Source organism: Streptomyces sp. NPDC088706 (assembly GCF_044752765.1).
Lineage (GTDB): Bacteria > Actinomycetota > Actinomycetes > Streptomycetales > Streptomycetaceae > Streptomyces.
Genome location: NZ_JBIVLW010000008.1, coordinates 222,221 through 246,507 on the forward strand (window position 1 = coordinate 222,221; position 24,287 = coordinate 246,507).

The window sequence follows — 24,287 nt, forward strand, 5'->3', positions numbered from 1 at the left end:
GCCGCACTCAGGACGGGGCCGCCTCCGCCGGAGGGTCGTGGCGGGGCATGGCCAGCAGGACGGTGAGGGCCAGCGCCGTGCCGGCCACCCGCAGGGCCAGCAGCAGCGGATCGTCGGGGAGGGATTCCCCGAAGGCGAGTGTCCCGAGGACCGCGGTGAACAGGCAGGTCACCGTGGTGCACACGGGCACGATGAGGGAGGCCCGGCAGCGTTGCAGCGCCGTCTGGGACATGACGAGACCGGCCACGGCGGTGAACAGCAGCAGATACGGGTAGGGCGAGCCGAACAGCGAACGGGCCGCGTCCCCGAGGTCGGTGGTGGTCAGGCGGCTGGAGGTGCCCTTGACGGCCAGCGAGCTGACGCCGTACAGCAGCCCGACCGCGACCCCGTAGCCGATGCCGCTGGTCGGTACCCGGTGCCGCTTGGCGGCCCGGCTCTCCACCCGTACGTACAGCCAGACGCCCGCCGCCAGCGCCGGGACGCACACCAGCAGCACCAGCATCCAGGGGGCACCGCCGCTGACCGTGTCCTCGCCCTCGCGCACCGAGGCGACGACCATGAGCAGCGCCACCAGGACACCGCCCAGCGCATACCGTTCGCGCCCGGTCGACTCCTCGCCGAGGACGGCCGAGGAGAGCAGGAGGAGCAGCACCAGGCCGGAGACGAAGATGCCCTGCGCCGCCGCGATCGGCAGCGCCCGGTAGACGATCAGCTGGGCCGCGAAACCGGCCGCCAGCGACAGCGCGCCCACCATCCACAGCGGGCTGGTGAGCAGGACGAGGATCACGCGCAACGGCTTGCCGGCGGAGAGCGCGGGCAGGCCGCCCAGGGCCCGCTTCTCCACCACGAACCCCACGCTGTACAGCAGGTTGGCCACCAGCGCGGCCCCCACACCCCACCACATCGCGCTACCGCCGCCGCGCGTGGGCCAGCAGGATGGACGCCACGCCCGGCACCGCACACGCCGCCCGGTCCAGCAGCCGCAGCGGGCGCGGTACCCCGTGGAAGGGGGCCCCGGTGATCGTCACGTCCTCGAAGCCGGAGGCCGTCAGGAAGGAGCGCAGCGCGCGGGCGGTGTAGAGCCGCAGATGGCCCACCACCTCGGAGCCGGGGCGGCCGTGGATCCCGCGCAGACTGACCTCGGAGAACACCGGCTGCACCCCGGCCAGCAGCAGCGCCCGGTTGTACCAGGCGGCCAGGTTCGGGGTGGACAGCATGAGGTGGCCGCCGGGCTTCAGGACCCGCCGCAGCTCGTCCAGCGCCTGGTCCGGGTCGACGAGGTGCTCCAGGATCTCGCTGAACAGCACCGCGTCCGCGCACCCGTCGGCGAGCGGCAGCCCGCCGTGCTCCAGCTCGCCGCGGATTACCGAACCCATCCGGGGGCGGGCCCGGCGCAGCGCGTCCTGCGACCAGTCCACGCCGATCAGCCGGTGCCCGGTCAGGATCGGCGCGGCGGTGGCGGCGGCCGTCCCGTCGCCGCACCCGACGTCCACGACGAGCTGCCCCGGCGCGTCCAGCGCGGCCGCCAGCAGCCGCGCCTGGCGCCGGCTGCGCCCGTCGCCGGACGCCACCGGGACGGCCGGGTTCTCGTAGAAGTCCCGCAGCCCGGGAGGGGGAGGGACGGTGCCGGTCATGAGGCCTCCGAGGATGTCGCGGCCAGATGGCGGGTGAAGAGGCCGAGCAGCGCCTGGCCGTCCTCGTCGCCCAGCAGGGTCCGCGACCAGCGCAGGGCCAGGTGCAGCCTGCCGCCGGTGGACGCGGTGGTGAACGTCAGCCCCCTCGGCATCCGGGCGGGCGCCGAGAACCACACGGCGGTGGCCCTCCCCGCGTCACCGAAGTCCAACGGGTACGGGATCCGGCCGATGTTGCTGAGCAGCGTCGTCGAGGTCCACGGCCCCGCCAGCACCCGCAGCCCCCGCGTGAGCGCCGCCCGCGCGGCGACGGGCAGCAGCGGAGTGGTCAACAGCGAGACCGAGCGCCCCAGTTGCGGGCGCGGCTGCGCCTTCAGGGCCCGGGTGCGCTCGGCCGTGAGCCGCAGCAGGGCGGTGATGTCCGTGGCGGACGCCACCTCCCTCGCGTCGAAGCCGACCTCGACCAGCCGGGTGCCGTTGCCGATCGGCATCTGAGGCCCCCGGGTACGGTCGTCGACCGGCATGGTCACGCGCAGCGGCCGCTCGGCGGCCCCCTGCCGCCGGTTCCAGTCGGCCACCGTCAGGGCGGTGGCCACCATCAGCTGGTCGTTGACCGTGTACGGGGCGCCGGCCTCCCGCCGGGGCACCGGCAGTTCGGCCAGCAGCATCGCGTTGCCGGGAACCGGTCCCCCGGCGCCCGCCGCCACCCGGGCCGGCCGGGTGAGGGCGGAGGGACCGGAGTGCCGGGGCGGGGGCACCGAATCCGGACGGGCCGGGGCCGGCGCCGGCGGAGCGGACCGCCCGCCGTAGATCTCGGCGGCCGTCGCCGCGAGCCGCAGGCAGGCGGGTCCGTCGAGCGCGGTGTGGTGCACGGTGAAGACCAGCACACACCCCGGCCGGCCCGGCTCCTCGACCACATCGACCCGCAGCGGCGGCGACGCCGTCAGCGACGGGGCGGTGGCGAGCGCCGCCGTCCGCGCCCGGGCGAGTGCCCCGGGCGCGGACGGCAGGAAGGTGACCGGTTCCCGGTCCGGGCCGTCCGTCAGCTCCCACTCGTACCGCCGGGCGAACGGGGAGCGCGGCCGCTCCCGCATCAGCGCCCGCGGGTACCGCGCCAGCGACGCCGTGAAGGCGGCGCGCAGCCGGTCCTCCTCGACCCGGCCGGGCAGGTGGACCTCGATGTGGACGGTGGTCGGCTCGGCGTCCTGGGCGCAGTGCCGGTCCACCTCGTCCACGACGGGGAACGGCACCCGGGGCAGCCGCCCGGCCGTGTCCGGCCGGGCGGGATGGGTAGCGGTCATCAGGCGCCTCCTCCGCCGCCGGGCGGTGCCGTCGGGCCGCCCGGACCCCGCGTGGGCGGGTCGGTGTGCGGCCGCTTGGCGTCGGCGGAGAGGGTCCGGCCGGACGGCTGTGCCGCCTGCTGCGGGACGGTCGGCTCCCCGTCGCCCGCTCCGGCCGGTCCGGCCGAGGGCTCCGTTGACCGGCCGGCCCGCCGCCGGCCCCGGCGCGGGGCCGACCCCACCGTGACCAGTGCGGCGAACAGGGCGATGAGGGCGAGGAGTTGAGCCGTCGCCCCGAAGGCGCCCTGCCCCGTGGCGGTGGCCTCCCCGGTGCCCACGGCGGCGACCACCCCGGCCCCGGCCATCGCCGCGAAGGCGACGGGCACCAGCAACGCCGGGCGGAAGTGGGCGAGTACCGCGAGGACGGGCACCACCAGGGCCACCGGTCCCGCGATCACGATGCCCACCAGGGTCAGCGCCACGGTGCCCAGGATCAGTCCGGGACCCGGCGGTACGGGCTGCCCCTCACCCGCGTACGAACCCTCGTACGCACCCTCCGAGGGTCCCGAGCCCCGGCGGCGTACGACGGCGAACCCCACGAGGAGCAGGAACAGCACCCCGGCCCCGATCAGCCCGGCCTGGTAGATCCGCGCCGGCTCGTACTCCAGGGTGACCGTGCCGCCCTCGCCCTCGGGGACCAGCCACGCCTGCTGCCAGCCGTCGATCCGCAGCGGCGTCAGCTCCTTGCCGTCCAGCGTGGCCTTCCAGCCCTCGTTGTGGTTCTCGTGGAGCTGGAGGTACGAGGCCTCCCCGGCGCCGACCGTCAGCGTCCGCCGGTCGCCGTCGCTGTCCTTGACGTCGACCGTCCGGGCGGAAGCCGCCGGGGCCTTCGTCTCTCCCGTGCTCAGCGTGACATCGGTGATGGCCAGCGGACCGGCGTCACCGGCCTCCACGGTGTGGGTCGACGCGCCCAGCTCCACCTCGCTCCGCTCGGCGCAGAGCGAGACGGCGATGGGCCGCCGCTGCGTCAGGTCCCGGATCCGGCCCTCGGCCCTGGTCTCCATGAGCGTGCCGCCGATGGAGAGGACCGGCCCCTGGCCGCAGGGCAGGGTGAACTTCTTCTCCGGGGCGGGCTGCGGCGAGCGGAACTCCTCCAGCGCCGGGATGTAGACCTCGCTCAGGCCCACCGGCAGCTGCAACTGGCTGTCGGCGACCGGGTTGTGCACGGTGAGCGGTGCCTGGCGCGAGATGGTGATGTCCATCCGGTCGGTGGTGATGGGGGAGAAGCGGGCCATGCCGTTCTCGTCCACCCCCGCCACCGCCGTGCCGTCCGGCGAGCTGATCTGGACCTGCTCGGGCCGGGTGGAGAGCCCGCCGGCCGCCGCGAACACGATCTCCCCGATCTGGGTCTTCTTCGGCCAGGACAGACGGAGCACGGGACGCTCGCCCGCGATCCACGCCGTGGTGAGGTCGCCGTCCGTCAGGTTCCGGGCGCTGAGGTTGGTGCCCAGGCGTGCCGTGGAGTCGGCGCTCACCAGGATCTTGTCCCGTTCGCCCGTCAGGTCGAACAGCAGCTTGTCGAGCGCCTCGCCCGGGACCGGCACCGCACGTGCGGCGACCGTGTACTGCCCGGCCCGCGCCGCCGTGAACTGCCGGTGCAGACCGGTCTCCGCGGCCACGGCGGAGAGCCCGCCCGGGTCGCTGCCGCGCTTCAGCGAGTAGACCGCCGAGTCCGCGCCCTCACGCGGGGCGTCGGAGGGCAGCTCCAGCATCCGGGTGACCTGCACCCCGGGGACGGCGATCTCGGTGAACCCGGCGCCGGTGAGACCGGGGCGCCCCTGCTGGGACTCCAGGATCCTCACCTTCAGCCAGGTGGCCGGCCCGGCGGGCGCGGCCACCTCCTGCGGGGAACCGTCGGGACGCAGCGGGCTGTCCTTGAAGCCCCGGTCCGTCTCGACCCGCACGACGGTCGGCGCCGCCCGGACACTGCCGCTGGGCAGCGGGGTGAGCCGCAACGAGCCCGGGAGCTCCCGCGAACCGGAGAAGTCGATCCGTATCCACTCGCCCTTGGGGGAGGCCGGAGAGCCCTCCGCCCAGGCGGTGTCGGGATTGCCGTCGAAGGCGTTGGCCGGGTCGTACTGCGGCAGATGGAACAGCCAGTTGCCGATGGACGAGGCGCTGACGGACTTCGCGCCCCGCAGCACCGCCGTGGTCTGGTGATCCTTCCCAGAGTTCGGCAGGATCTGGCGCGGCGAGGCTCCCGGGTCCTGCACCGACTCCGGCGCGTTGCGCTCGTCGGCCGTATAGGTGTGTGACGTGTTGGAGTTGACCAGGCCGAACCGGGTGTCGGCGCGGCGCAGCCCGTCGCCCGCCGCATACAGCGACGGCTTGCCCACGCCCGGGTGGGCGTCACCGGCCAGTACGGTGGGCCGGCCGTCCAGGGCGCCGCTCGCGGAGAGCGGCAGCAGGGACTCCGGCCCGCCGCTGACGACGGCGGTCGAGGAGACGGGAGCGACGCTCGCCCGGCCGGGACGCTCGGTGTCCGTGGGCGGCTCGTAGATCTCCACCGCGCTCTGGCGCGGATAGAGGCCCTCGATCTGCACCGGGGTGTCATCGGCTATCCGGCCGCCGGTCATCACCGGACCGAAGCCGGTGACCCGCTTGTAGCCGGACGCCTCCAGGGTGCGCTTGACCGTGGTGGTGGGGACGTAGCCCAGCTGGTCCGGGTCCAGGTCGTTGCGGACCACGACGTAGTGCAGTCCCGCCCGGTTGAGGTACTCGCTCAGCCCGGGCACCTGGCCCCCGGACGTCAGCGCCTGCTCGACCGCGTCCATCGCCCGCCGGTTGCCCGGCGTGCCGAAGGGGACGTAGTCGCGCTGCGCGTAGGGGGTGTCGGCCAGCACGTCCAGCGGCTGGTCGATGGGGGAGCCCCAGGTGTAGACGCCGTGCGCGGTGGCGGGGACGACCAGGGCCCGGTCGTCCGCCGAGTTGTCCTTCAGCCAGCCCGCCGCCTTCTCCCAGTGGTCCGGGACCTTCTCGAACGAACCGGGCAGCAGGATCGACCCGTTGACGTAGGGCCAGGCCAGTCCCGGGAGCACGAGTACGGCGGCGAGCACCGGAGCCAGCCGGCGCGCCCGGACCGGCACCCGCCGCTCGCGCTCCGCCCGCAGCGAGGCGACGGCGGCGATGTGCGCCAGACCGAGCGCCAGGGCCAGCGCCAGACCCGTCTGGAACTTGTAGATGTTCCGGAACGGCACCAGCCAGCCGTCCAGCCACTCCTGCACGGTCCCGTGGAAGAGACCGCCCAGCGCCCCGCCGTACCCGGCGAGCGTGATGAGCGCGACGGACATGACGGTCAGCACCAGCCAGCGCCGCTCGGGCAGATCGCGCCGGGCCAGACCGGCGAGGCCCAGGGCGGCGGCCAGCGCCGAGCCCAGGATGGTGACCGTCGCGGTGGCGACGGTCCACCCGGCGGGCAGCCACGCCTCGCCGAAGTTCAGATAGCCGACCCAGTTCCCGGCGCCGCGCAGCACCTCGGTCGCCGACATGGTCGTCGTCGTGGTGTACGAGGACTCCACGTACGGCATGAAGTTCTCGCCGAAGACGCCCAGCAGCAGCAGCGGAACGATCCACCAGGCGGTGGCCAGGATGACGCCCGGGACCCACCAGGCCAGCAGCGCCCGCTTGCGCGGGCCGCCCGGCCGGGACAGCAGATAGAGCCCCACCGGCAGCAGCGAGGCCAGCGTGGACGCCGCGTTCACCCCGCCCATCAGCGGGATCAGCAGGGCGGAGCGGGCCGCGGCGACACGCGGCGCGAGGCGCGGGTTCGTCAGCGGCAGCAGCACCCACGGCAGCAGCGCGCCGGGCAGGGCGGCGGCGGAGGTCGAACCGACGACGATGGTGTACGTCGGCCAGAGCGCGTACACGATCGCGCCGAGCAGCCGGGTGGCGGAGGATCCCACGCGCAGCCGCTCCGCCAGCCGCAGCGCACCCCAGAAGGCGGTCGCCACGATCAGCGAGAGCCACAGCCGCTCCGCGAGCCAGGTCGGCACCCGCAGCAGGTCGGCCAGTCCGTAGTAGGGCATCATCGGCACCAGATAGCCGATGTACTGGTCGGCGATCCCGCCGAAACCGGCCCGGCTGTGCCACAGCTCGCCCAGGTCGCCGAGGAACCGGCCGGGGGCCACGACGACCCCGAGCTTGGTGTCGAACGTCATGCGCCCCGGCGACACCGCCAGGAACGCCACGAACACCGTGGCCCAGAACCCCAGCAGCCAGCGCCGCGACCGGGGCTGTGCCCGGTCGTCGGCCGGTCTGACGGGCGGTGGGTCGCCGCCGTCCGGGGCCTGCTGGGGTGGGAGGTGGACTGCGCTGGTCATGAACACCGCCGGAGAATGAGAAGGAGGTTCCAGGTGGCGAATTCCCGCAGTCCGGGCACCCGGGTAACGAGTTCGGGCAGGACCGGCCAGTACCGCGACCGCGCGGACACCACGTCCACGTCGGTGCGGCCCCGCACATGGCGCAGCGTCGGGCCGACGCCGATCCTGAAGAGGTTCTCGCCGAGGCGGTGCTTGGCCGGGTGGCCCGTGCGCCGCTCGTAGCGGGCGCGGGCGCGCTCGGCTCCGGCGTAGTGCCAGGGGGCCCACTCGTGGCCGCCCCACGGCGAGTACCAGTTGGTGAACGAGACGTAGATCAGCCCGCCGGGACGGGTGACGCGCGCCATCTCGCTGATGAAGGTGTGCGGGTCCGCGACGTGCTCCAGCACGTTGGAGGAGAAGGCGACATCGGCCGCCCCGTCCGCCAGCGGCAGCAGATAGCCGTCGGCGACGACCGTGTCCCGCGGCCCCTGGGCCCGCCGGTCACCCAGCTCCCCGGCGTCCGGCTCGAAGAGGTAGCTCTGCGCGCCGCGCCGCCGGAACTCCCGGGTGAAGTAGCCGTTGCCGCCGCCGATGTCGACGACGACCTTCCCCTTCAGCGGTACGTGCCGCTCGACCTGGTCCGCCGCGTCCCTGGCCAGCAGGGTGTACACGGTGGCCGGGTCCTCCTCCTCGCGCAGGAAGGCGCGGAACAGGGTGAGGGAGCGGTGGAAGGACGGGTCTTTCACGAGCGGGCACCCGTCGGCCAGGACCGCGTACCGGTGATCGCCTCGGCGGCCACGGCCTCCAGCTGCGTCACGCTGCTGCTCCACCGGTAGGCGGCGGCCCGCTCGCGCGCGGCCTTGCCCATCGCCTCGCGGCGCTCCTCGTCCAGCGCCAGCGCGCACCAGGCCGCGGCGAAGGACGACTCGCCGCGCGCGAGGATTCCGGTGACGCCGTCCTCGACGGAGTCGCGCAGCCCGGGGACGTCGAAGCCGAGTGTCGGCGTCGACCGGGTGCCGGCCTCCGTGACGACCAGCCCCCACCCCTCGACGGCCGCCGGGTGCAGCAGCATCCAGGACGCGCACAGCAGCCGGTGCTTCTCCGCCTCGGACACATGCCCGGCGAACTCCACACCGGGACCGGCCAGCCGCTCCAGCTTCTCGCGCTCGGGTCCGTCACCGACGATCACGAGCCGGCCGCCGGTGACCGGCCGCACCCGCTCCCAGAGCTGGAGCAGCAGGTCGATGCGCTTGTAGTCGACCAGCCGGCCGAGCGCCAGGAAGAGCGGGGTCGCCGACCGTTCGCTCTGCGGCAGCGGGTCCTGCACGCCGTTGTTCACCAGCCGGATGCGCTCGTCCGGAACTCCCAGCTCCCGCAGGGCGCCCGCGGTGGACGGCGAGACGGCGATCATCAGGTGGTCCCGGTAGGCCCGGGACAGGGCCCAGTGTTCGAGCTGCCGCCCGGCGCGGGCCACCGGCGCCGGGAACCGCATCTCCCACAGATCGGTGTGGACGTGGTTGACCAGGCACACCGTCGGACCGCGGTGCCACAGGGGCGCCAGGTACGGCATGCCGTTGCAGACCTCGATCAGCAGGTCGCAGCTGCCCACCTGCCGGGCGAACGCGGAGCGCGCGCCGAGGTAGTGCCCCAGCCGGGAGCCGGCGGAGACGACCCGGTAGGGCCGGCGCGCGGCCTGCCCGCCACACAGGAGGGTGACGTCGTGGCCCCGTTCGGTGAGGCCGAGGGCGAGCTGGTCGACGAGCAGCTCGGAGCCGCCCGCGGCCGGGTTGCCCAGGTCGCGGTGGGCGAGGAAGACGATGCGTCCGGGCGAGGCGGAAACCCTGGGGGAGAGGGGACCCTGACCCTGGGGCGCGGCTGCGTGGAGCAGCGGGGGAGGAACGTGCTGGGGCATGGGCGCTCCAACTCGGCTCGGTGTGCGGGGGACGAGGGGCGGGGGCTTGAGAAGTACGGAGAGGGGACGGACGGAAGGGGAGGGGCCTGGCGTACGGAAGCGGGTTCGGGTACGGGGCGAGCGGGATTCGGGTACGGGACGGGGGAACGCGGCTGTGGGGCGCGCGAACAAGGGATGGGAGACCGGGGGCCGTGCTGTGGTGGGGATAGACAGTTTTCGGTACGGGTACGCCCCCGGCTACTCACCGATGCGACAACTTGCCGGTAACTCACGTGGGCGAGTTCGTCATCATGTGAGTATTCGGCGCCTCCGGCTCCGTTCGGCGCCCCCGGACGACGAGCACGATGCCCACGGCCGCGAGTACGAGGCCCAGACCGACCGCCCCGGCCGGCGCGGTCCCGGAGAGCAGCGCCAGCAGGTCGCTGTCGGCCGACGCCAGCTCGACCTGCTTGAGCTGCGTCTCCTTGGTGAACTCGACCCGCTCGCTCTCCAGCAGCGTGACCGCGTCCTTCTTCGAGCCCGGCGCGCGCAGCGTCTTCTTCGGGCCGATCGCCGCGTTCATGATGCGCCCGGTGCGCCGGTCCACGACGAGCTCGATGCCGCTGTTGGAGTACCACTCCTCGGCGAGGATCTGCGGCGTACGCGGCTTGCCCACGAGCACGCCCGGCACCTGGCGCACACCGGTCCGGGTCGGCTCGACCGTGCCCTTGAACAGGTATCCCTCGTACCCCTGCACCTTCTTCCTGCCCGCGTAGTCGAGCCGGACGACGCCGCCGAGGGTGCCGTCCCACCAGCGGTATGCGCGTCTTTCGACATCGAAGGGGAACTTCAGATACGCCTCCCCGTCGAAGGCCGGCGTCTCCTCGCAGCAGTGGACCGGCTCGTTGGTGGTCCGGTCGGTCACCCAGCGCTCCATGGTCCACTGGAGGGCGTCGCGGGGGTCGGAGGCGGGCAGGGTCCCGTCATGGTCGACGGATGTGGAGACGTCCCACACGGCGTTGCCGCTCTTCACGCTGTCGGCCACGTCCCCGCGCACCTGGCGGGTGATCGTGATCTCCTTGCCCCGGACCGTCTTCACCTTCGAGGTGTCGAAGTAGCTGCCGGTCCCGGTGAAGACGGTGGTCGTGTCGATGTCTATCGGGGTGCGCTTCGCCTGCGGCTGGACATACCAGACGAGCAGGGGGGCGAGAACGAGTAGAAAGACCCCTGCACCCAGCAGAAATAGTGACAGAGGTGAAGCATTGCGGCGCATCCGGGCACTCCTGGGTCGAATCTCTTCGCGGGAGGTGCACGGGCCCCGGGCCGGTCAGCCCTTGATTGGCGTGAACAGTAAGCAAGCCCTTGACGGCATGTCAATGGACTGTCGACACTGTGTGCCAGCCGGAGGGGCCCGGCCGTACGGAAGTGGGGATCGTCTCCAGCAAGGAGCTGACCCGACCATGCGCAGACTCATCGCCGCTGCCGCCACCACCCTGGTGGCCGCAGCGCTCGCCTTCGGTGCCGCCTTCGGCATCGTGGCCCTGCTCGACGCCACGCCCGAGCAGCCGAACACGCCGTTGATCAGTTACGACACCGGGCCGACGGGCTCGTGACGCCTCGCGCCTGGCAGGAGGTGCCCCGGTCGAAGGTGGAGCGGTTCGCCTCCATCGCCCTGGCCGAGGCGCCGGAGATCGCCCAGAAGATCCTCACCGAGATCCGGCAGGACTACCCCTACCTCCAGCTGGTGGAGGACGAGTCCGGCGAGCCGATGGCCCTGGTCGGCATCCGCCGCGCCATCGAGGGCTTCGTACGCCACCTCGCCTCCGGCGCCGCCGACCCCCGGGTGCCGCCGGAGGTGTTCCAGGAGTTCGGCCGGGGCGAGGGGCTGCACGGCCGCAGCCTCGACTCGCTCCAGGCCGTCTACCGGCTCGGGGTCAGGCTCACCTGGCGCAGGTTCGCCGAGATCGGCCAGCAGGTCGACATCGCCGCCCCCGCCATGTACGAGCTGGCCGAATCGGGATTCGAGTATCTGGACGGCCTCGTGGAACAGTCGGTACTGGGCTATGCCGAGGCGGCGGCCCGCCGCGCCAGCGAGCGGCTGCGCCTCCAGCGCCAGCTGATCGACCTCCTGCTGATGGAGCCCCGGGGCGATTCGGCCAGGACGCTCGCCGAGCGGGCCGCCCGCGTCGGCTGGGAGCTCCCGGAGACCATCGCGGTGGGCGTGCTGATGCGCCCCGCCCGGGAGGCCGTGGCCCCGGCGGTGGGACAGGGGGTCCTGCTGGAGATGGAGAGCGAGCAGCCGCGCATCGTCATCCCCGACCCCGAGACGGCGGGCCGGGCGGAGACCCTGCGCCGGGCCACCGCTGGCTGGTCCGGCGCGATCGGCCCGCCGGTGCCGCTGGCCGCCGCGGCGACCTCCCTGCGCTGGGCGGAGACCGCGGTCCAGCTGATCAAGAAGAACCTGCTGCCGCAGGGCGAGGTGCTGCACTGCACCGAGCGCACGGAGGAGCTGGTGCTGCTGCCGTCCCGGGAGCTGATCGACGCGGCCGCCCGCCGCTGCCTCGCCCCGCTGGACGGCCTCGGCCCCACCGCCGCGCGGCGGCTGGCCGAGACCCTCCTCGCCTGGATCGAGACGCCCGGCGGCGCACCCGAGGTGGCCCAGCGGCTCGGCATCCACCCGCAGACGGCGCGCTACCGACTGCGGCAGATCCGCGAGCTGTGGGGCGACGCGATCGACGACCCCGACCAGCGCTTCGAGATGCTGCTGGTGCTCCGCTCGCAGCGGCTGCGGGGGGCGCCGGCGCGGGGGGCGGAGTAGCGAGCCCCCCGCGCGTGCGGGCTCAGACCGGGGTGACGTAGGCCCCGGCGATCCCGCCGTCCACCAGGAAGTCCGTCGCGTTGACGAACGAGGAGTCGTCGCTCGCCAGGAAGGCGACGGCGGCGGCGATCTCGGTGGGCTCGGCGAACCGGCCGACCGGGATGTGCACCAGCCGTCGCGCGGCCCGCTCCGGGTCCTTGGCGAACAGCTCCTGGAGCAGCGGGGTGTTGACCGGCCCCGGGCAGAGCGCGTTGACCCGGATGCCGTCGCGCGCGAACTGCACCCCCAACTCGCGCGACATAGCCAGCACCCCGCCCTTGGACGCGGTGTACGAGATCTGCGAGGTCGCCGCCCCCATCCGGGCCACGAAGGAGGCCGTGTTGATGATGGAGCCCCTGCCCTGGGCGCGCATGTAGGGGATGGCGGCCTTGCAGCACAGGAAGACGGAGGTCAGGTTGACCTCCTGGACCCGGCGCCAGGCGTCGAGCCCGGTCTCCAGGATGGAGTCGTCGTCGGGCGGCGAGATCCCCGCGTTGTTGAACGCGATGTCGACCGAACCGTAGGTGTCGAACGCCGCCTTGAAGAGCGCCTCGACCTGCTCGGCGTCGGTGACGTCGGTACGGACGAAGAGGCCGGCGACCTCCTCGGCGGCCGCCTTGCCGCGCTCCTCGTCCACATCGGCGCAGACGACATGGGCGCCCTCGGCGGCCAGCCGCCGCACGGTGGCCAGGCCGATGCCGCTGCCGGCTCCGGTGACGACGGCGGTACGGCCGACCAGGCGGCGGCAGAGGGAAGAAGTGTCGGTCATGGTGCTCAGGCCTCCGTGCTGATGAAGACGTTCTTGGTTTCGGTGAAGGCGGCCAGGGCGTCGGGACCGAGCTCGCGGCCCAGGCCCGACTGCTTGTAGCCGCCGAAGGGGGTCGAATAGCGCACGCTGGAGTGCGAGTTGACGGAGAGGTTGCCCGCCCGCAGGCCCTGCCCGACGCGGAGCGCGCGCCCGATGTCCCGGGACCAGACGGAGGCGGCCAGCCCGTAGTCGGTGGCGTTCGCCAGGCGCAGGGCCTCCTCCTCGCCGTCGAACGGCAGGACCACGGCCACCGGCCCGAAGACCTCATCGACGGCCACCGGAGCATCGGCCGCGACCCCGGTGAGCACGGTCGGCGGATACCAGAACCCGGGCCCCTCGGGGGCGTTGCCGACGATCGCCCGTACGCCGTCGGCGCCCCGGTCGCCGTCGACGAAGCCCCGCACCCGGTCGCGCTGGCCGGCCGAGATGAGCGGGCCCATCTGTGTCTTCCCGTCGGCCGGATCACCCACCACCACGGCGGCGACGGCCGGGACGAGCAGATCGAGGAAACGGTCGTACACGGACCGCTCGACCAGGATCCGGGTCCGGGCACAGCAGTCCTGACCCGCGTTGTCGAGGAAGGACATCGGGGCGGCCGCCGCCGCTGCCGCCACATCGGCGTCGGCGAAGACGATGTTGGGGCTCTTGCCGCCCAGTTCGAGCGTGAGGCGCTTCACGCGCTCGGCGCAGCGGGTCATGATGTGCTTCCCGGTCCGGGTGGAGCCGGTGAACACGATCTTCGCGACGCCCGGGTGGTCCACGAGGGCGCTCCCGGCCACCGGCCCCTCGCCGGGCAGCACCTGGAACAGCCCCTCGGGCAGGCCTGCCGCCAGGGCGAGTTCGGCCAGCCGCAGAGCGGTCAGCGGGGTCGTCTCGGCGGGCTTGAGGAGGACGGCGTTGCCCGCGGCGAGCGCCGGGGCCAGCCCCCAGGCGGCGATGGGCATCGGGAAGTTCCAGGGTGCGATGACGCCGACGACGCCCAGCGGCTCCAGGATCGTGAAGTCGACGCCGCCCGCCACCGGGATCTGCCGGCCGAGCAGCCGCTCCGCGCCGCCCGCGCTGTAGTCGAGGAGGTCGCGGACGTTGCCCGCCTCCCAGCGGGCGTTGCCGATGGTGTGACCGGCCTCCCGGACCTCCAACTGGGCCAGTTCCTCGATGTGTTCGTCGACGACGGCGGCGAAGCGGCGCAACAGCCTGGCCCGGTCGGCGGGTGCGGCGGCGGCCCAGGGGCGCTGTGCGGCGGTGGCGCGGACGACGGCGGCGTCCACATCGGCGGCGGAGGCGGCGGGCACGGAGGCGATGACCTCGGCGGTCGCCGGGTTCAAGACGTCCAGGGCGGGCTGTGACACGTACGCACCTCGATCACGAAGCTGGTGGTGGGTTCGGGAGGGACCGGCGGCGGGCCGGCCGTCAGAGCCGTTCGAAGGAGCGGCGCAGCTCCCAGTCGGTCACCGCGGAGTCGTACGCGGCGAGTTCGACCTCGGCCATGTTCAGGTAGTGCGCGACGACATCCTCGCCGAACGCCTCCTTGGCGATGGGGCTGGCCTCCCACAGCTCGGCCGCCTCCCGCAGCGTCGCCGGCACCTGGTCGTACCCGGCGGTGTAGGCGTTGCCCGTACACGCCTCCGGCAGCGGCAGCCGGTGCTCGACCCCGTACAGACCGGCGGCGACCAGTCCGGCCACGGCGAGGTGCGGATTGACGTCACCGCCGGGCAGCCGGTTCTCGAAGCGCATCGAGCGGCCGTGGCCGACGACCCGCAGCGCGCAGGTGCGGTTGTCGACGCCCCAGGCGACGGCGGTGGGGGCGAAGGAACCGGGCTGGAAGCGCTTGTAGGAGTTGATGTTGGGCGCGTAGAGGAGGGAGAAGTCGCGCAGGGCGGCGAGCTGTCCGGCCAGGAAGTGGCGCATCAGCTCGGACATGCCGTCCGCTCCTTCGCCCGCCATCGCGTTCTCGCCGTTCTCGTCGGTGAGCGAGAGATGGATGTGGCAGGAGTTGCCCTCGCGCTGGTCGTACTTGGCCATGAAGGTCAGCGAGACACCTTCCTGGGCCGCGATCTCCTTGGCGCCGGTCTTGTAGACGGCGTGCTGGTCGCAGGTGGTCAGCGCCTCGTCGTAGCGGAAGACGATCTCGTGCTGGCCGGGGTTGCACTCGCCCTTGGCCGACTCGACGGTCAGCCCGGCCTGCTGCATCTCGTTGCGGATGCGGCGCAGCAGGGGTTCGATGCGGCCGGTGCCGAGGATGGAGTAGTCGATGTTGTACTGGTTGGCCGGGGTCAGCCCGCGGTAGTCGCGGTCCCAGGCCTCCTCGTAGCTGTCCCGGAAGACGATGAACTCCAGCTCCGTGCCGACCTGGGCCGTGTAGCCGAGCGAGGCCAGCCTCTCGAGCTGGCGGCGCAGGATCTGGCGCGGCGCGGCGACGACCGGGCTGCCGTCGTGCCAGGCGAGATCGGCGATCAGCAGGGCGGTGCCCTCGTGCCAGGGCACCGGGCGGAGCGTGCCGGGGTCGGGGACCATGCCGAAGTCGCCGTAGCCGTTCTCCCACGACGACATCGCGTAGCCGTCGACGGTCCGCATCTCGGTGTCCACGGCCAGCAGGTAGTTGCAGCCCTCGGTGCCGTGCTCCAGCACCTCGTCGAGGAAGAACCCGGCTGCGAACCGCTTCCCCTGGAGTCGGCCCTGCATGTCGGGGAAGGCCAGCACCACGGTGTCCATCGACCCGTCCGCGACACGTGAGCGGAGCTCGTCGACGGTGAGCGGGGGTGTGCGGTCTGCCACGGGATTCCTCCTTGGGTGAACCGGGAGGCTTAAGGTATGACAGAGAACCATTGCTTGGGAAGGGGATCCGCGAATGGTCACCACGAGGAGAGCCGACGGCACCCGTCCGGCCGCGGCGCAAAGCGCCACGGAGGCGGCTGCCGAAGGGGCGGGCGGTGAGGCGGACGCCGGATCGGGCCCGCCGGCCTCCCTGCTGCGGCCCGTCCGCGCGGGCAACGGCTTCGAGGAGACGCTGGAACAGGTCCTGCAACTGCTCCGCCTCGGTCTCGTCCCGCCCGGCGACCGGCTGCCCGCCGAGCGCGAGCTCGCCCAGCACCTGGGCGTGAGCCGGGTGACCCTGCGCGAGGTGCTCAAGGTCCTCCAGGACCAGGGCCTGGTGGAGAGCCGGCGCGGCCGCTACGGCGGAACGTTCGTCCTGCCGCGCCCCACCTCCGCCGACGGGAGCGACGAGCTGCGGCGCCGGGTGGCGGCCGTCGACGTGGAGGACACCCTGCGCTTCCGCGAGGTACTGGAGACCGGGGCCGCCGGGCTCTGCGCCGACGGGCTCCCGGCCGACGGCGCCGGCCGGCTGCGGGCGGCCCTGGAGGCCACCCAGGGCGCCCGGCTGGAGGACTACCGCCGCCAGGACACCCTGCTCCACCTCACCCTCGCCGAACTCTCCGGCTCCCGCTCGCTCGCCGCCGGGTACGCCTCCGTACGCGCCACCCTCAACGAACTCCTGGACTGCATCCCGCTGCTGGTGCGCAACCTGGAGCACTCCCAGCAGCAGCACGCGGCCGTCGTCGAGGCGGTGCTCGACCGGGACGCGGAGGCGGCGCGCGAGATGATGCGCGAGCACTGCGCCGGCACGGCGGCGCTGCTGCGCGGCTTCCTCGCCTGACAGGCTCGACGACCTCGGGGGCTCGATGGCCCTGACGCGCTCGGCGACCTCAGGGGCCGGCGGCCTGGCGGGCTCCCGGAAGCCGATCCGTAACCGCTCTTTAACGCACACCCCTTGTGTTTCGCCCTGACGTTCCACAAAGGTGTGCCGACGAACCTTTGATCGAAGCAGTTCCATCGACGACGTCGACACACATCTGGAGCGCCTCATGGCTCAGGGAATCGAAACACCCGCCGGCCCACCCGGTGACGCGAGCCCGGGGGAGTCCGGAGCGTCCGGCACGGACGCGTACCTGCACCGCCGGACCCTGCGCCGGGGCAGCGCGGGCTGGCTGCTGCTGACCGGTCTCGGCGTCGCCTACGTCGTCTCCGGCGACTTCTCGGGGTGGAACATCGGCCTCTCCAAGGGCGGCTTCGGCGGGCTCGCGGCGGCCATGGTCCTGATGGGTGCCATGTACGCCTGCCTGGTCTTCGCCCTGGCCGAACTCTCCGCCATCCTGCCGACCGCGGGCGGGGGTTACGGCTTCGCCCGGCGCGCCCTCGGCACCTGGGGCGGCTTCCTCACCGGCACGGCCATCCTCATCGAGTACATCCTCGCCCCCGCCGCCATCGCCCTGTTCATCGGCGACTACGTCGAATCGCTCGGCCTGTTCGGGCTGACCTCGGGCTGGCCGGTCTACCTCGCCTGCTTCGTGATCTTCGTCGGCATCCACCTCTGGGGCGTCGGCGAGGCGCTCCGCTTCAGCCTGGTCGTGACCGCGATCGCGGTCGCCGCCCTGCTCATCTTCGCCGTCGGCGCGTTCACCGAGTTCGACGCGGGCCGCCTCGACGACATCCCGGTGGACGCCGGCGCCTTCGGCTCCTCCTCCTGGCTGCCGTACGGAATCCTGGGCATCTGGGCGGCGTTCCCGTTCGGCATGTGGTTCTTCCTCGGGGTGGAGGGCGTACCGCTCGCCGCCGAGGAGGCCAAGGACCCGGTCCGCTCGATGCCCAAGGCCCTGGCCATCTCGCTCGTCGTGCTGGTCTTCCTGGCCGTCATCACCTTCGTCTCCGCCACCGGCGCCCAGGGTGCCGACGCCATCAAGGAGGCCGGGAACCCGCTCGTGGTGGCCCTGGAGGGCGGCGGCGAGCCGACCGCGCTGAGCCGGTTCATCAACTACGCCGGCCTGGCCGGCCTGGTGGCCTCCTTCTTCTCGCTCATCTTCGCCGGCTCCCGACAGCTCTTCGCCCTCTCCCGGGCCGGCTACCTGCCGCGCTTCCTCTCCCTCACCAACCGCCGCAAATCCCCCTACCTCGGGCTGCTGATCCCCGGCGTCATCGGCTTCACCCTGGCCGCCTGGAGCGGCAACGGCGGCCGGATGCTGAACGTGGCCGTGTTCGGGGCCACCATCAGCTACGCCCTGATGGCGCTGTCCCACATCGTGCTGCGCCGCCGCGAGCCGGAGCTGCCCCGGCCCTACCGCACCCCCGGCGGCGCGCTCACGTCGGGCGTGGCCTTCGTTCTGGCATGCTCGGCGCTGGTGGCGACGTTCCTGGTGGACCGGGACGCGGCGTTCATCGCACTGGGTGTGTACGCGGTGGCGCTCGCCTACTTCGCCTTCTACAGCCGCCACCGGCTGGTCGCCGGGGCCCCGGAGGAGGAGTTCGCCGCCCTGGCGGCGGCGGAGGCCGAACTCAAGCGCGGCTGACCGCCCGCACACCGTCGATCCGCGACAAGACATCCGCAACGAGACACTTCAGGAGCCGTCCCATGTCCCGGCCCGTCATCGGCATCAGCACCTACCAGGACCCGGCCCGCTGGGGCGTCTGGGAGATGCCCGCGGTGCTCCTGCCCGCCGCCTACCCCCGCCTGGTCCGGGCGGCGGGCGGACTCGCGGTGCTGCTGCCGCCGGACGAGGCCGCGGACGCGGCCCGGGAGACCGTGGCCGCCCTGGACGGGGTGGTGATCGCCGGGGGAGCGGACGTCGAGCCGACCCGCTACGGCGCCACTCCCGACCCCCGTACGGGGCCTCCGGCCCGGGAGCGCGACGCCTGGGAGCTCGCCCTGATCGAGGCGGCGATCGAGCAGGACGTCCCCCTCCTGGGCATCTGCCGGGGCATGCAGCTGCTGAACGTGGCCCTCGGCGGCACCCTGCACCAGCACCTGGACGGCCACACCGGCGGCCACGCCGTCTTCGGGCGCCACCCCGTGGACCCCGTACCCGGTACGGCGTACGCGGCGGCCGTCCCGGAACAGACCACGGTCCCCGCCTACCACCACCAGGCCGTCGACCGCCTGGGCACCGGCCTGATCGCCTCGGCCCACGCTCCCGACGGAACGGTGGAGGCGCTGGAACTCCCGGACCGCGAGAGCCTGGTGCTCGGGGTCCAGTGGCACCCGGAGATGGGCGAGGACCCCCGGGTGATGACCGCCCTGGTCGAGGCGGCCCGCCGCCGCTCCCGCGCTTCCCGCTCCCGGGCGGCCGCCGGTCCGGCGGAGCGCGTGGCGGGCTGAGGGACACGGGGGCGCGGGACCGGCCCGCGACGAGCGGCTCCGGGTCGCCCGCCGCCCGCGCCGGTCCTGGTGGCCGCGGGCATCACCGGCGCTCCGGGGAGCTCCCATGGCCACCGGAGCGTGGCTACGGCTCTGCTACAGGTGCTGCGCGACGGCGGGCATCAGGTCCTGGAAGGTGCGCCCGTCGGCCGCCGCGCCGATGGCGGTCATCTGCCACCCCGAACCGGCCCGTTGGACCTTGGCCATGATCTGCGCGGTGTGCCGTCCGCCGCCGGTCAGGGTGTACCGCGCCAGCTCCTGGCCGGTGCTCTCGTCGACCAGGCGGCAGAAGGCGGCCTCGACCTCCTCGAAGGTCTGCCCGGTGAACGAGTTCACCGTGAAGATGATCTGGTCGACATGGACGGGTACGCGCCGCAGGTCGACGACGATGGATTCGTCGTCGCCGCCCTGGCCGGCCCCGCCGACCCGGTTGTCGCCGGTGTGCTGGACCGAACCGTCGTCGCTGGTGAGGTGCTGGAAGAAGACGACGTCCTGGGGGTCCTTGCCCGCGAAGAGCACGGCCGAGGCGTCCAGGTCGATGTCGCGGGCCGTCAGCCGGGCCAGGAACCCCTTGCGGGGCGCGGACTTCCAGCCCAGCCCCATCCGGACGACGCCGAGTTCGCCACCGCCGGACTTGGTGAGGCTGACCTGCTGGCCCTTGGAGAGGTTGATCGTCATGGTTCCGCCTTCGATGGCTTCGGTGAGGTGGGTGCGACCGGATCGGATGAGCGAGGTCCGAGACCGACGCCGAGTGAAATCTACCCACTGTGGATTTTCCGGACCGGGTGAGAAACGGCCGGCCGGCGGCTGGATCCGCCTTTCCGGAGCCCGGTGGATGAACGGCAGCGGTCGGGCGGCAGTAGCGTGAAGGCATGGATGAGACGGCGGATCCGCTGACGCCGGCCGACGACCGCGGGTTCCCGGCTCGGCACGCGCCCTCGTGCACCGGGCTCGCCGAGCTCGACGCCCTCGTTCCGCACTGCCGGGCCTGTCCGCGGCTCGTGGCCTGGCGGGAGGAGGTCGGCGGGGTCAAGCGCGCCGCGTTCCGGGACCAGGACTACTGGGCGCGACCGGTGCCGGGTTTCGGCCCGGCGGATGCCAAGGTGGCGGTGGTGGGACTGGCTCCCGCCGCCCACGGCGGCAACCGGACCGGGCGGATGTTCACCGGTGACGCGACCGGCGATTTCCTCTTCTCCGCCCTGCACACGGTGGGCCTCGCCTCGCAGCCGTCCTCCGTCCACGCCGGGGACGGCCTCCGTCTGCGTGGCGTACGGCTGACCTCGCCCGTGCACTGCGCGCCCCCGGAGAACCGGCCGACACCCGGGGAACGCGACACCTGCCGCCCCTGGCTCGCGGCGGAGCTGGATCTGCTGAGTCCGGGGCTGGCCGCGGTGGTCGTCCTCGGCGGCTTCGGCTGGCAGGCGCTGCTGCCGGTCCTCGCCGAGGCGGGATGGGAGGTACCGCGTCCGCGTCCCGCCTTCGGCCACGGCACCCGGGTCGTGCTCCCCGCCACCGGGCGCCGGCAGGAGCTGCACCTGCTGGGCAGCTACCACCCCAGCCAGCGCAACACGTTCACCGGCCGACTGACCATGCCCATGCTGGTCGACGTGCTCCAGGAGGCCGCCACCGTCGCCGGGATCGCCGCATGGACCGCCCGGACGGGGGCGTGAGGCGACCCGCGTACGCCGGGGCTCGGCGCCCGGACCCCAAGCCTCCGGGACCCCCGGATCAACCCCCGGGCAGCACCCGCACGGTGGCGTCGGTGGTGCCGGGGATGCGGCTCCACCAGTGGCCGTAGCGCCGGTAGACCTCCGGTTCACGGTCGGCGAGGAACCCCACCAGCGACCGGGCCTCGGCGGCGAGCCCCTCCCAGGCCTCGTCGGGCAGCGGGCGGAACGCGGTCGCCTCGATGCCCCCGGCGATCGCCCGCCACACCCCGGCCACGTACCCGTCGACCAGCAGCGTCGGCAGCACATCGCCGTTCGCCCTGATCACCGTCCTGCGGTACGCGTCCGGGAGGACCCGGCCCCGGTCCGCGTACGCCAGCAGAACGCTGTCCCACATCGCCATCAGCCGGGGCGGAGCCGGTTCCGCCCCGTCCGGCCGCGGAGCGCCCGGCAGGTCGAACAGCGCCTCGCCCCCCGGCCCCTCCACCCGCTCCAGCTCCCCGGCGAGATCCGCCAGCGCCGCCCGCGCCCGGGCCCGCCCGACCATGGCGAACTGCGCGACGTCCGCGACCGAGGCCGGCCCGAACCCCGAGAGGTAGCGCAGCACCAGCGTCCGCAGGGACGCGGCCGACGCCTCCGGATCCGTCCGTACGGGACCGGTCCGCGGCGCGACGTACGAAGGCCGGTGACCGAACGACCACGGCGGTGCGGTGGGCGCGTGGAGCAGCGGCGCGTACTGCCGCAGCCCCCACCACGCCCCGGCCTTCGGCGGCGCCCCCAGCTGCTCGCCCAGCCAGGCCTCGCACTCGGCGGTGGTCCGGGGCCGGTCCGCGAACGCCAGCAGCCGGGGGACCAGCGCGTCGGCGTCCTGGGCCGTCAGCCCGGACGCGGTGAAGCGGCCACCCAGCCGGGAGGCGCGCACCACCGGGTGCATGGCCTCCCGGAAGGCCGGGTGGTCGTCGGAGTGCACGGCGTGGAGCGTGAGCCGCATCATGGTCGTCTTGACCACGCGGTGGTCCGTGAACGCCGTGTCGAGCCCGGCCGGGTCGAAGGCGGTGAGCCGGTTCCACAGCGCGACGTACGGCGAGGCCGGCTGCTGTGCCTGGAGCGCGACCACCCGCCGTACGCCTTCGGCCGCGTCCAGCGCCTCCCGGCGCAGCAGCAACTGCCGGGCGAGCGTGGAGCGGTTGAGTCCTCGCGCGGTGATCCTCGTGCCCGTCATCGGCGCCCCGGCCCCGGGGCGGGGACGACGCGGAACGCGGTGTCGAGGACGTGGTCGATCACCCCGCGCGAGGGCTTCCACGCCCGCCCGGGCCAGGTGATACGCGGCCGAGGACCCGGCCAGGCCCGCCCCTGCCACGACCACCCGGGCGTCCTCACCCGAACGCCCGCTCACCGCCGCCGGATCCGCTGCCATGTCCCGCATCACCACGCTCTCCCCGCACGGCCGGTGCCCCGCCGGACGACGGCCCCGGCCGACATCATCGACCAGGACGGGCCGGGACGGAACCAGGCCGCCCGCACGCTCCGGCCGGCCGCCGTGCGCGACGTACCCGCTGTCCGGCTCCACCCGCCCACGCCGGCCTCCGCCGTGGCTCGGTGACTCCGGCCGGCCGCCGTACGCGCCGGGTGGGCCCCGTCTGCGGAAAGGGTGCTCGGTGAGCGATGAGTCCGCTCCCTCCGCCGAGTCCGCACTGTTGTCAGCACCCGTACCGAGGAGGCAACCGTGCTGCTCACCGGGAAGACAGCGATCGTCCATGGCGGCTCCGGATCGGTGGGAGCGGCCGTTGCCCGCGCCTTCGCGCGCGAGGGCGCCGCCGTCCACCTGACCGGACGGACGGTGCCGCCCCTGGAAGACGTCGCGCGGCGCATCCAGGGCGATGGCGGGATCGCTCACGTCGCGCAGTTGGACGCGACGGACCGCGACGCCGTCGACCGCCACGCCGACGCGGTGGCGGCCGCGGGCTCCATCGACATCTGCTTCAACGCCACGTCCAACGACGACCTGCAGGGAGCGCGCTCCTCGACATGGCCGTCGCCGATGTGCTCCGCCCGGTCACGAAGGCGGTGACGACGACCCTCACCACAGCGACCGCGGCGGCCCGGCACATGATCCACCGCAAGAGCGGCGTCCTCCTCGTCATGGCCGGCGGCCGGGAGACCATCCCCGACCTGGGGGGATCGCACATCACCTGGTCCGCCCTCACGGGTGTCTGCCGGCAACTGGCGGCGGAACTCGGTCCGCGGGGCGTCCGCGTCGCCTGGCTGCTCTCACCCGGCTCCCCCGCACCCGGCGAGAAGAACCGGGCCGAGGAAGGGGCGCTCCTGACCGAGCGCCCGGGCTACGACGACGTGGCCAACGCCGCGGTCTTCGCCGCCTCCGACTGGGCCCGCACGATGACCGCCACCGAGCTCAACCTCACCGGCGGCCTCGTACCGGACTGACGCCCGCCCGCCCGGACCCGCCGCTTCGACGCGGCCTCCTCGGCCTCCCGAGGCCGTAACGGACGCCGAGCACCTGCCTCAGCGCTCGACGGGGTGCCGTCAGCCACCTCGATGCCGGAGGTGTCGCTCGACCAGCCGAGAACGGGACACCGCACCTGGCTGTGTGCCAGGCTGATGGCATGATCATCGGAGTGAGCGAGGCACACGTACGTCCGGACCGGTTCGACGACTTCCGCGACATGATCCTCTCCGCCGTGCGCGAGTTCCCCGGCCGCTACCCAGGTCTGGTGGACCACGAGGTACTGCTCGCGCCGCCCGACTCGCTGCTGTACGTCAGTCGATGGCGCAGTGAGGCGGACCTGGCCGACTACGCCGGTGAGCACTGGCGAGACCAGCCCGTGGTTCTGCCGGGGGAGGACGAGTATCTCGTGGGACCGCTTCAGGTGCGGCACTTCGTGACCGCATCCTTGTGACTACCGGCTGTACGCGGTGAGTTCGCCCCGAGGTGAGCCCCGGAGCGGGCGTGGCCCCCGCCGCCACCACCGGCCCTCAGCCCCGCTCTCCCCGGGCCGCCGCCACGGCGACCTGGTGCAACGTCCGTCCCGTACGGGCGGATCGGGCGTGGTACGGGTCCGGCGAGCCCGGCCGGTCGCACACGGCCAGGCGGTCGTTGGCCTTGATCAGCAGCCACGCCTCCTGGCCGCCGCTCTCCGGCTCGTCCCCCACCCGGAAGCGGGTGAGCGCGAACTCGCCGTGCAGCTTGGACCCGTGGAGCCAGAACGTGGCATGGCCCAGGGCCAGCGACCGTGCGAACGGGACTGCCTCGCCCTGCCGGTCGTGGCTGAGCGGCTCGTAGGTCCCCTGGTCCCAGATGATGACCGTGCCGCTGCCGGACTCGCCGCCCGGGATGACCCCCTCGAACTCGCGGTACTCCAGCGGGTGGTCCTCCGTCTCCACGGCGAGACGCCGGTCGCTCGGGTTCTCCGAGGGCCCGCGGGGCACCGCCCAGGACTTGAGTACGCCGTCGACCTCCAGGCGGAAATCGAAGTGCATGCGCCGCGCGTCATGGATCTGCACGACGAAATGAGGCCGCGGTACGCCGTCGAAACGGGGCCCCGGTACGCCGTCCTTCCGCATGCCGTGCTCCCTCCGCCCGCACCGCC

22 protein-coding genes are annotated in these 24,287 nt (G+C 73.4%); 9 read left to right on the plus strand and 13 right to left on the minus strand.

The window, feature by feature from the left end; genetic code table 11:
• Window positions 1-7: 7 nt before the first annotated feature.
• The 7 genes from ACIQAK_RS20620 to ACIQAK_RS20650 all read right to left on the minus strand — a co-directional run bounded on the left by ACIQAK_RS20620 (window position 8) and on the right by ACIQAK_RS20650 (window position 10,433).
• Window positions 8-904 (minus strand): hypothetical protein, encoded by an 897-nt coding sequence (locus tag ACIQAK_RS20620; RefSeq protein ID WP_366390181.1) that lies wholly within the window; start codon window positions 902-904, stop codon window positions 8-10.
• 4 nt (window positions 905-908) lie between these two features.
• Window positions 909-1,634 (minus strand): class I SAM-dependent methyltransferase, encoded by a 726-nt coding sequence (locus ACIQAK_RS20625; protein ID WP_366390180.1) that lies wholly within the window; start codon window positions 1,632-1,634, stop codon window positions 909-911.
• A complete protein-coding gene (locus tag ACIQAK_RS20630; protein WP_366390179.1) occupies window positions 1,631-2,932 on the minus strand; it encodes a condensation protein in 1,302 nt (433 codons plus the stop codon). The genes ACIQAK_RS20625 and ACIQAK_RS20630 overlap by 4 nt, the downstream gene beginning before the upstream one ends.
• A complete protein-coding gene (locus tag ACIQAK_RS20635; RefSeq protein ID WP_366390178.1) occupies window positions 2,932-7,290 on the minus strand; it encodes an alpha-(1->3)-arabinofuranosyltransferase family protein in 4,359 nt (1,452 codons plus the stop codon). The genes ACIQAK_RS20630 and ACIQAK_RS20635 overlap by 1 nt, the downstream gene beginning before the upstream one ends.
• Complete coding sequence (locus tag ACIQAK_RS20640) at window positions 7,287-8,015, minus strand: class I SAM-dependent methyltransferase (RefSeq protein WP_366390177.1); 729 nt, start codon at window positions 8,013-8,015, stop codon at window positions 7,287-7,289. Before ACIQAK_RS20640 ends, ACIQAK_RS20635 begins: the two co-directional genes overlap by 4 nt.
• The gene (locus ACIQAK_RS20645; RefSeq protein ID WP_366390176.1) at window positions 8,012-9,181 is read right to left on the minus strand and encodes a glycosyltransferase family 4 protein; all 1,170 of its coding nucleotides are present in this window, start codon (window positions 9,179-9,181) and stop codon (window positions 8,012-8,014) included. Before ACIQAK_RS20645 ends, ACIQAK_RS20640 begins: the two co-directional genes overlap by 4 nt.
• A gap of 268 nt (window positions 9,182-9,449) precedes the next feature.
• On the minus strand, window positions 9,450-10,433 hold the full coding sequence (locus ACIQAK_RS20650; RefSeq protein ID WP_366390175.1) for a DUF3068 domain-containing protein: 984 nt from the start codon (window positions 10,431-10,433) through the stop codon (window positions 9,450-9,452).
• 187 nt (window positions 10,434-10,620) lie between these two features.
• Between ACIQAK_RS20650 and ACIQAK_RS20655 the strand changes: the two genes are divergently transcribed.
• Window positions 10,621-10,773: a hypothetical protein gene (locus ACIQAK_RS20655; protein WP_366390174.1), complete on the plus strand. Its 153-nt coding sequence runs from the start codon at window positions 10,621-10,623 to the stop codon at window positions 10,771-10,773.
• Window positions 10,770-11,978 carry a helix-turn-helix domain-containing protein gene (locus ACIQAK_RS20660; protein ID WP_366390173.1) on the plus strand — a complete coding sequence of 403 codons (1,209 nt, stop codon included), beginning with the start codon at window positions 10,770-10,772 and terminating at the stop codon, window positions 11,976-11,978. Before ACIQAK_RS20655 ends, ACIQAK_RS20660 begins: the two co-directional genes overlap by 4 nt.
• Window positions 11,979-12,000: 22 nt before the next feature.
• On the opposite strand, the gene ACIQAK_RS20665 is transcribed toward ACIQAK_RS20660, so the two are convergent.
• The 3 genes from ACIQAK_RS20665 to ACIQAK_RS20675 form a co-directional block, all read right to left on the minus strand.
• On the minus strand, window positions 12,001-12,786 hold the full coding sequence (locus tag ACIQAK_RS20665) for a 3-oxoacyl-ACP reductase (RefSeq protein ID WP_366390172.1): 786 nt from the start codon (window positions 12,784-12,786) through the stop codon (window positions 12,001-12,003).
• Window positions 12,787-12,791: 5 nt separating this feature from the next.
• The gene (locus tag ACIQAK_RS20670; RefSeq protein WP_366390171.1) at window positions 12,792-14,174 is read right to left on the minus strand and encodes an aldehyde dehydrogenase family protein; all 1,383 of its coding nucleotides are present in this window, start codon (window positions 14,172-14,174) and stop codon (window positions 12,792-12,794) included.
• 61 nt (window positions 14,175-14,235) lie between these two features.
• Window positions 14,236-15,600, minus strand: a complete 1,365-nt coding sequence (locus ACIQAK_RS20675; protein WP_366390170.1) for a glutamine synthetase family protein — start codon at window positions 15,598-15,600, stop codon at window positions 14,236-14,238.
• A gap of 73 nt (window positions 15,601-15,673) precedes the next feature.
• Here ACIQAK_RS20675 and ACIQAK_RS20680 point away from each other — a divergent pair, with 73 nt between their 5' ends.
• The 3 genes from ACIQAK_RS20680 (at window position 15,674) to ACIQAK_RS20690 (ending at window position 18,973) form a co-directional block, all read left to right on the plus strand.
• A complete protein-coding gene (locus ACIQAK_RS20680) occupies window positions 15,674-16,480 on the plus strand; it encodes an FCD domain-containing protein (protein ID WP_366390169.1) in 807 nt (268 codons plus the stop codon).
• 208 nt (window positions 16,481-16,688) lie between these two features.
• Window positions 16,689-18,167 (plus strand): ethanolamine permease, encoded by a 1,479-nt coding sequence (gene eat / locus ACIQAK_RS20685; protein ID WP_366390168.1) that lies wholly within the window; start codon window positions 16,689-16,691, stop codon window positions 18,165-18,167.
• A 62-nt stretch (window positions 18,168-18,229) separates the two neighbouring features.
• Window positions 18,230-18,973 carry a gamma-glutamyl-gamma-aminobutyrate hydrolase family protein gene (locus tag ACIQAK_RS20690; protein WP_366390167.1) on the plus strand — a complete coding sequence of 248 codons (744 nt, stop codon included), beginning with the start codon at window positions 18,230-18,232 and terminating at the stop codon, window positions 18,971-18,973.
• Window positions 18,974-19,108: 135 nt separating this feature from the next.
• Here the strand turns inward: ACIQAK_RS20690 and ACIQAK_RS20695 are convergent, their stop codons facing one another.
• On the minus strand, window positions 19,109-19,690 hold the full coding sequence (locus tag ACIQAK_RS20695) for a TerD family protein (protein ID WP_366390166.1): 582 nt from the start codon (window positions 19,688-19,690) through the stop codon (window positions 19,109-19,111).
• Between the two features lie 194 nt (window positions 19,691-19,884).
• Between ACIQAK_RS20695 and ACIQAK_RS20700 the strand changes: the two genes are divergently transcribed.
• Complete coding sequence (locus ACIQAK_RS20700) at window positions 19,885-20,682, plus strand: uracil-DNA glycosylase (RefSeq protein WP_366390165.1); 798 nt, start codon at window positions 19,885-19,887, stop codon at window positions 20,680-20,682.
• Window positions 20,683-20,740: 58 nt separating this feature from the next.
• Here ACIQAK_RS20700 and ACIQAK_RS20705 read toward each other — a convergent pair whose 3' ends face one another.
• On the minus strand, window positions 20,741-21,901 hold the full coding sequence (locus tag ACIQAK_RS20705) for a winged helix DNA-binding domain-containing protein (protein WP_366390164.1): 1,161 nt from the start codon (window positions 21,899-21,901) through the stop codon (window positions 20,741-20,743).
• Window positions 21,902-22,405: 504 nt separating this feature from the next.
• Here ACIQAK_RS20705 and ACIQAK_RS20710 point away from each other — a divergent pair.
• From ACIQAK_RS20710 to ACIQAK_RS20720, 3 genes are all read left to right on the plus strand, one after another.
• Window positions 22,406-22,750, plus strand: a complete 345-nt coding sequence (locus ACIQAK_RS20710) for an SDR family NAD(P)-dependent oxidoreductase (protein ID WP_366390163.1) — start codon at window positions 22,406-22,408, stop codon at window positions 22,748-22,750.
• The gene (locus tag ACIQAK_RS20715) at window positions 22,708-23,124 is read left to right on the plus strand and encodes an SDR family oxidoreductase (RefSeq protein WP_366390162.1); all 417 of its coding nucleotides are present in this window, start codon (window positions 22,708-22,710) and stop codon (window positions 23,122-23,124) included. The genes ACIQAK_RS20710 and ACIQAK_RS20715 overlap by 43 nt, the downstream gene beginning before the upstream one ends.
• Window positions 23,125-23,303: 179 nt before the next feature.
• Window positions 23,304-23,597 carry an antibiotic biosynthesis monooxygenase gene (locus tag ACIQAK_RS20720; RefSeq protein WP_366390161.1) on the plus strand — a complete coding sequence of 98 codons (294 nt, stop codon included), beginning with the start codon at window positions 23,304-23,306 and terminating at the stop codon, window positions 23,595-23,597.
• A 76-nt stretch (window positions 23,598-23,673) separates the two neighbouring features.
• Here the strand turns inward: ACIQAK_RS20720 and ACIQAK_RS20725 are convergent, their stop codons facing one another.
• The gene (locus ACIQAK_RS20725) at window positions 23,674-24,261 is read right to left on the minus strand and encodes a DNA polymerase ligase N-terminal domain-containing protein (RefSeq protein WP_366390160.1); all 588 of its coding nucleotides are present in this window, start codon (window positions 24,259-24,261) and stop codon (window positions 23,674-23,676) included.
• Window positions 24,262-24,287: the final 26 nt, after the last annotated feature.

What these genes read in the sequence shown, in the direction of transcription:
- ACIQAK_RS20680 (WP_366390169.1), top strand. Translation starts at nt 15,674, where the DNA reads ATGGTCACCACGAGGAGAGCCGACGGCACCCGTCCGGCCGCGGCGCAA.
- ACIQAK_RS20690 (WP_366390167.1), top strand. Translation starts at nt 18,230, where the DNA reads ATGTCCCGGCCCGTCATCGGCATCAGCACCTACCAGGACCCGGCCCGC.
- ACIQAK_RS20635 (WP_366390178.1), bottom strand. Translation starts at nt 7,290, where the DNA reads ATGACCAGCGCAGTCCACCTCCCACCCCAGCAGGCCCCGGACGGCGGC.
- ACIQAK_RS20720 (WP_366390161.1), top strand. Translation starts at nt 23,304, where the DNA reads ATGATCATCGGAGTGAGCGAGGCACACGTACGTCCGGACCGGTTCGAC.
- ACIQAK_RS20700 (WP_366390165.1), top strand. Translation starts at nt 19,885, where the DNA reads ATGGATGAGACGGCGGATCCGCTGACGCCGGCCGACGACCGCGGGTTC.
- ACIQAK_RS20620 (WP_366390181.1), bottom strand. Translation starts at nt 904, where the DNA reads ATGTGGTGGGGTGTGGGGGCCGCGCTGGTGGCCAACCTGCTGTACAGC.
- ACIQAK_RS20715 (WP_366390162.1), top strand. Translation starts at nt 22,708, where the DNA reads ATGGCCGTCGCCGATGTGCTCCGCCCGGTCACGAAGGCGGTGACGACG.
- eat (WP_366390168.1), top strand. Translation starts at nt 16,689, where the DNA reads ATGGCTCAGGGAATCGAAACACCCGCCGGCCCACCCGGTGACGCGAGC.
- ACIQAK_RS20665 (WP_366390172.1), bottom strand. Translation starts at nt 12,786, where the DNA reads ATGACCGACACTTCTTCCCTCTGCCGCCGCCTGGTCGGCCGTACCGCC.
- ACIQAK_RS20705 (WP_366390164.1), bottom strand. Translation starts at nt 21,901, where the DNA reads ATGACGGGCACGAGGATCACCGCGCGAGGACTCAACCGCTCCACGCTC.
- ACIQAK_RS20725 (WP_366390160.1), bottom strand. Translation starts at nt 24,261, where the DNA reads ATGCGGAAGGACGGCGTACCGGGGCCCCGTTTCGACGGCGTACCGCGG.
- ACIQAK_RS20645 (WP_366390176.1), bottom strand. Translation starts at nt 9,181, where the DNA reads ATGCCCCAGCACGTTCCTCCCCCGCTGCTCCACGCAGCCGCGCCCCAG.
- ACIQAK_RS20625 (WP_366390180.1), bottom strand. Translation starts at nt 1,634, where the DNA reads ATGACCGGCACCGTCCCTCCCCCTCCCGGGCTGCGGGACTTCTACGAG.
- ACIQAK_RS20655 (WP_366390174.1), top strand. Translation starts at nt 10,621, where the DNA reads ATGCGCAGACTCATCGCCGCTGCCGCCACCACCCTGGTGGCCGCAGCG.
- ACIQAK_RS20650 (WP_366390175.1), bottom strand. Translation starts at nt 10,433, where the DNA reads ATGCGCCGCAATGCTTCACCTCTGTCACTATTTCTGCTGGGTGCAGGG.
- ACIQAK_RS20695 (WP_366390166.1), bottom strand. Translation starts at nt 19,690, where the DNA reads ATGACGATCAACCTCTCCAAGGGCCAGCAGGTCAGCCTCACCAAGTCC.
- ACIQAK_RS20630 (WP_366390179.1), bottom strand. Translation starts at nt 2,932, where the DNA reads ATGACCGCTACCCATCCCGCCCGGCCGGACACGGCCGGGCGGCTGCCC.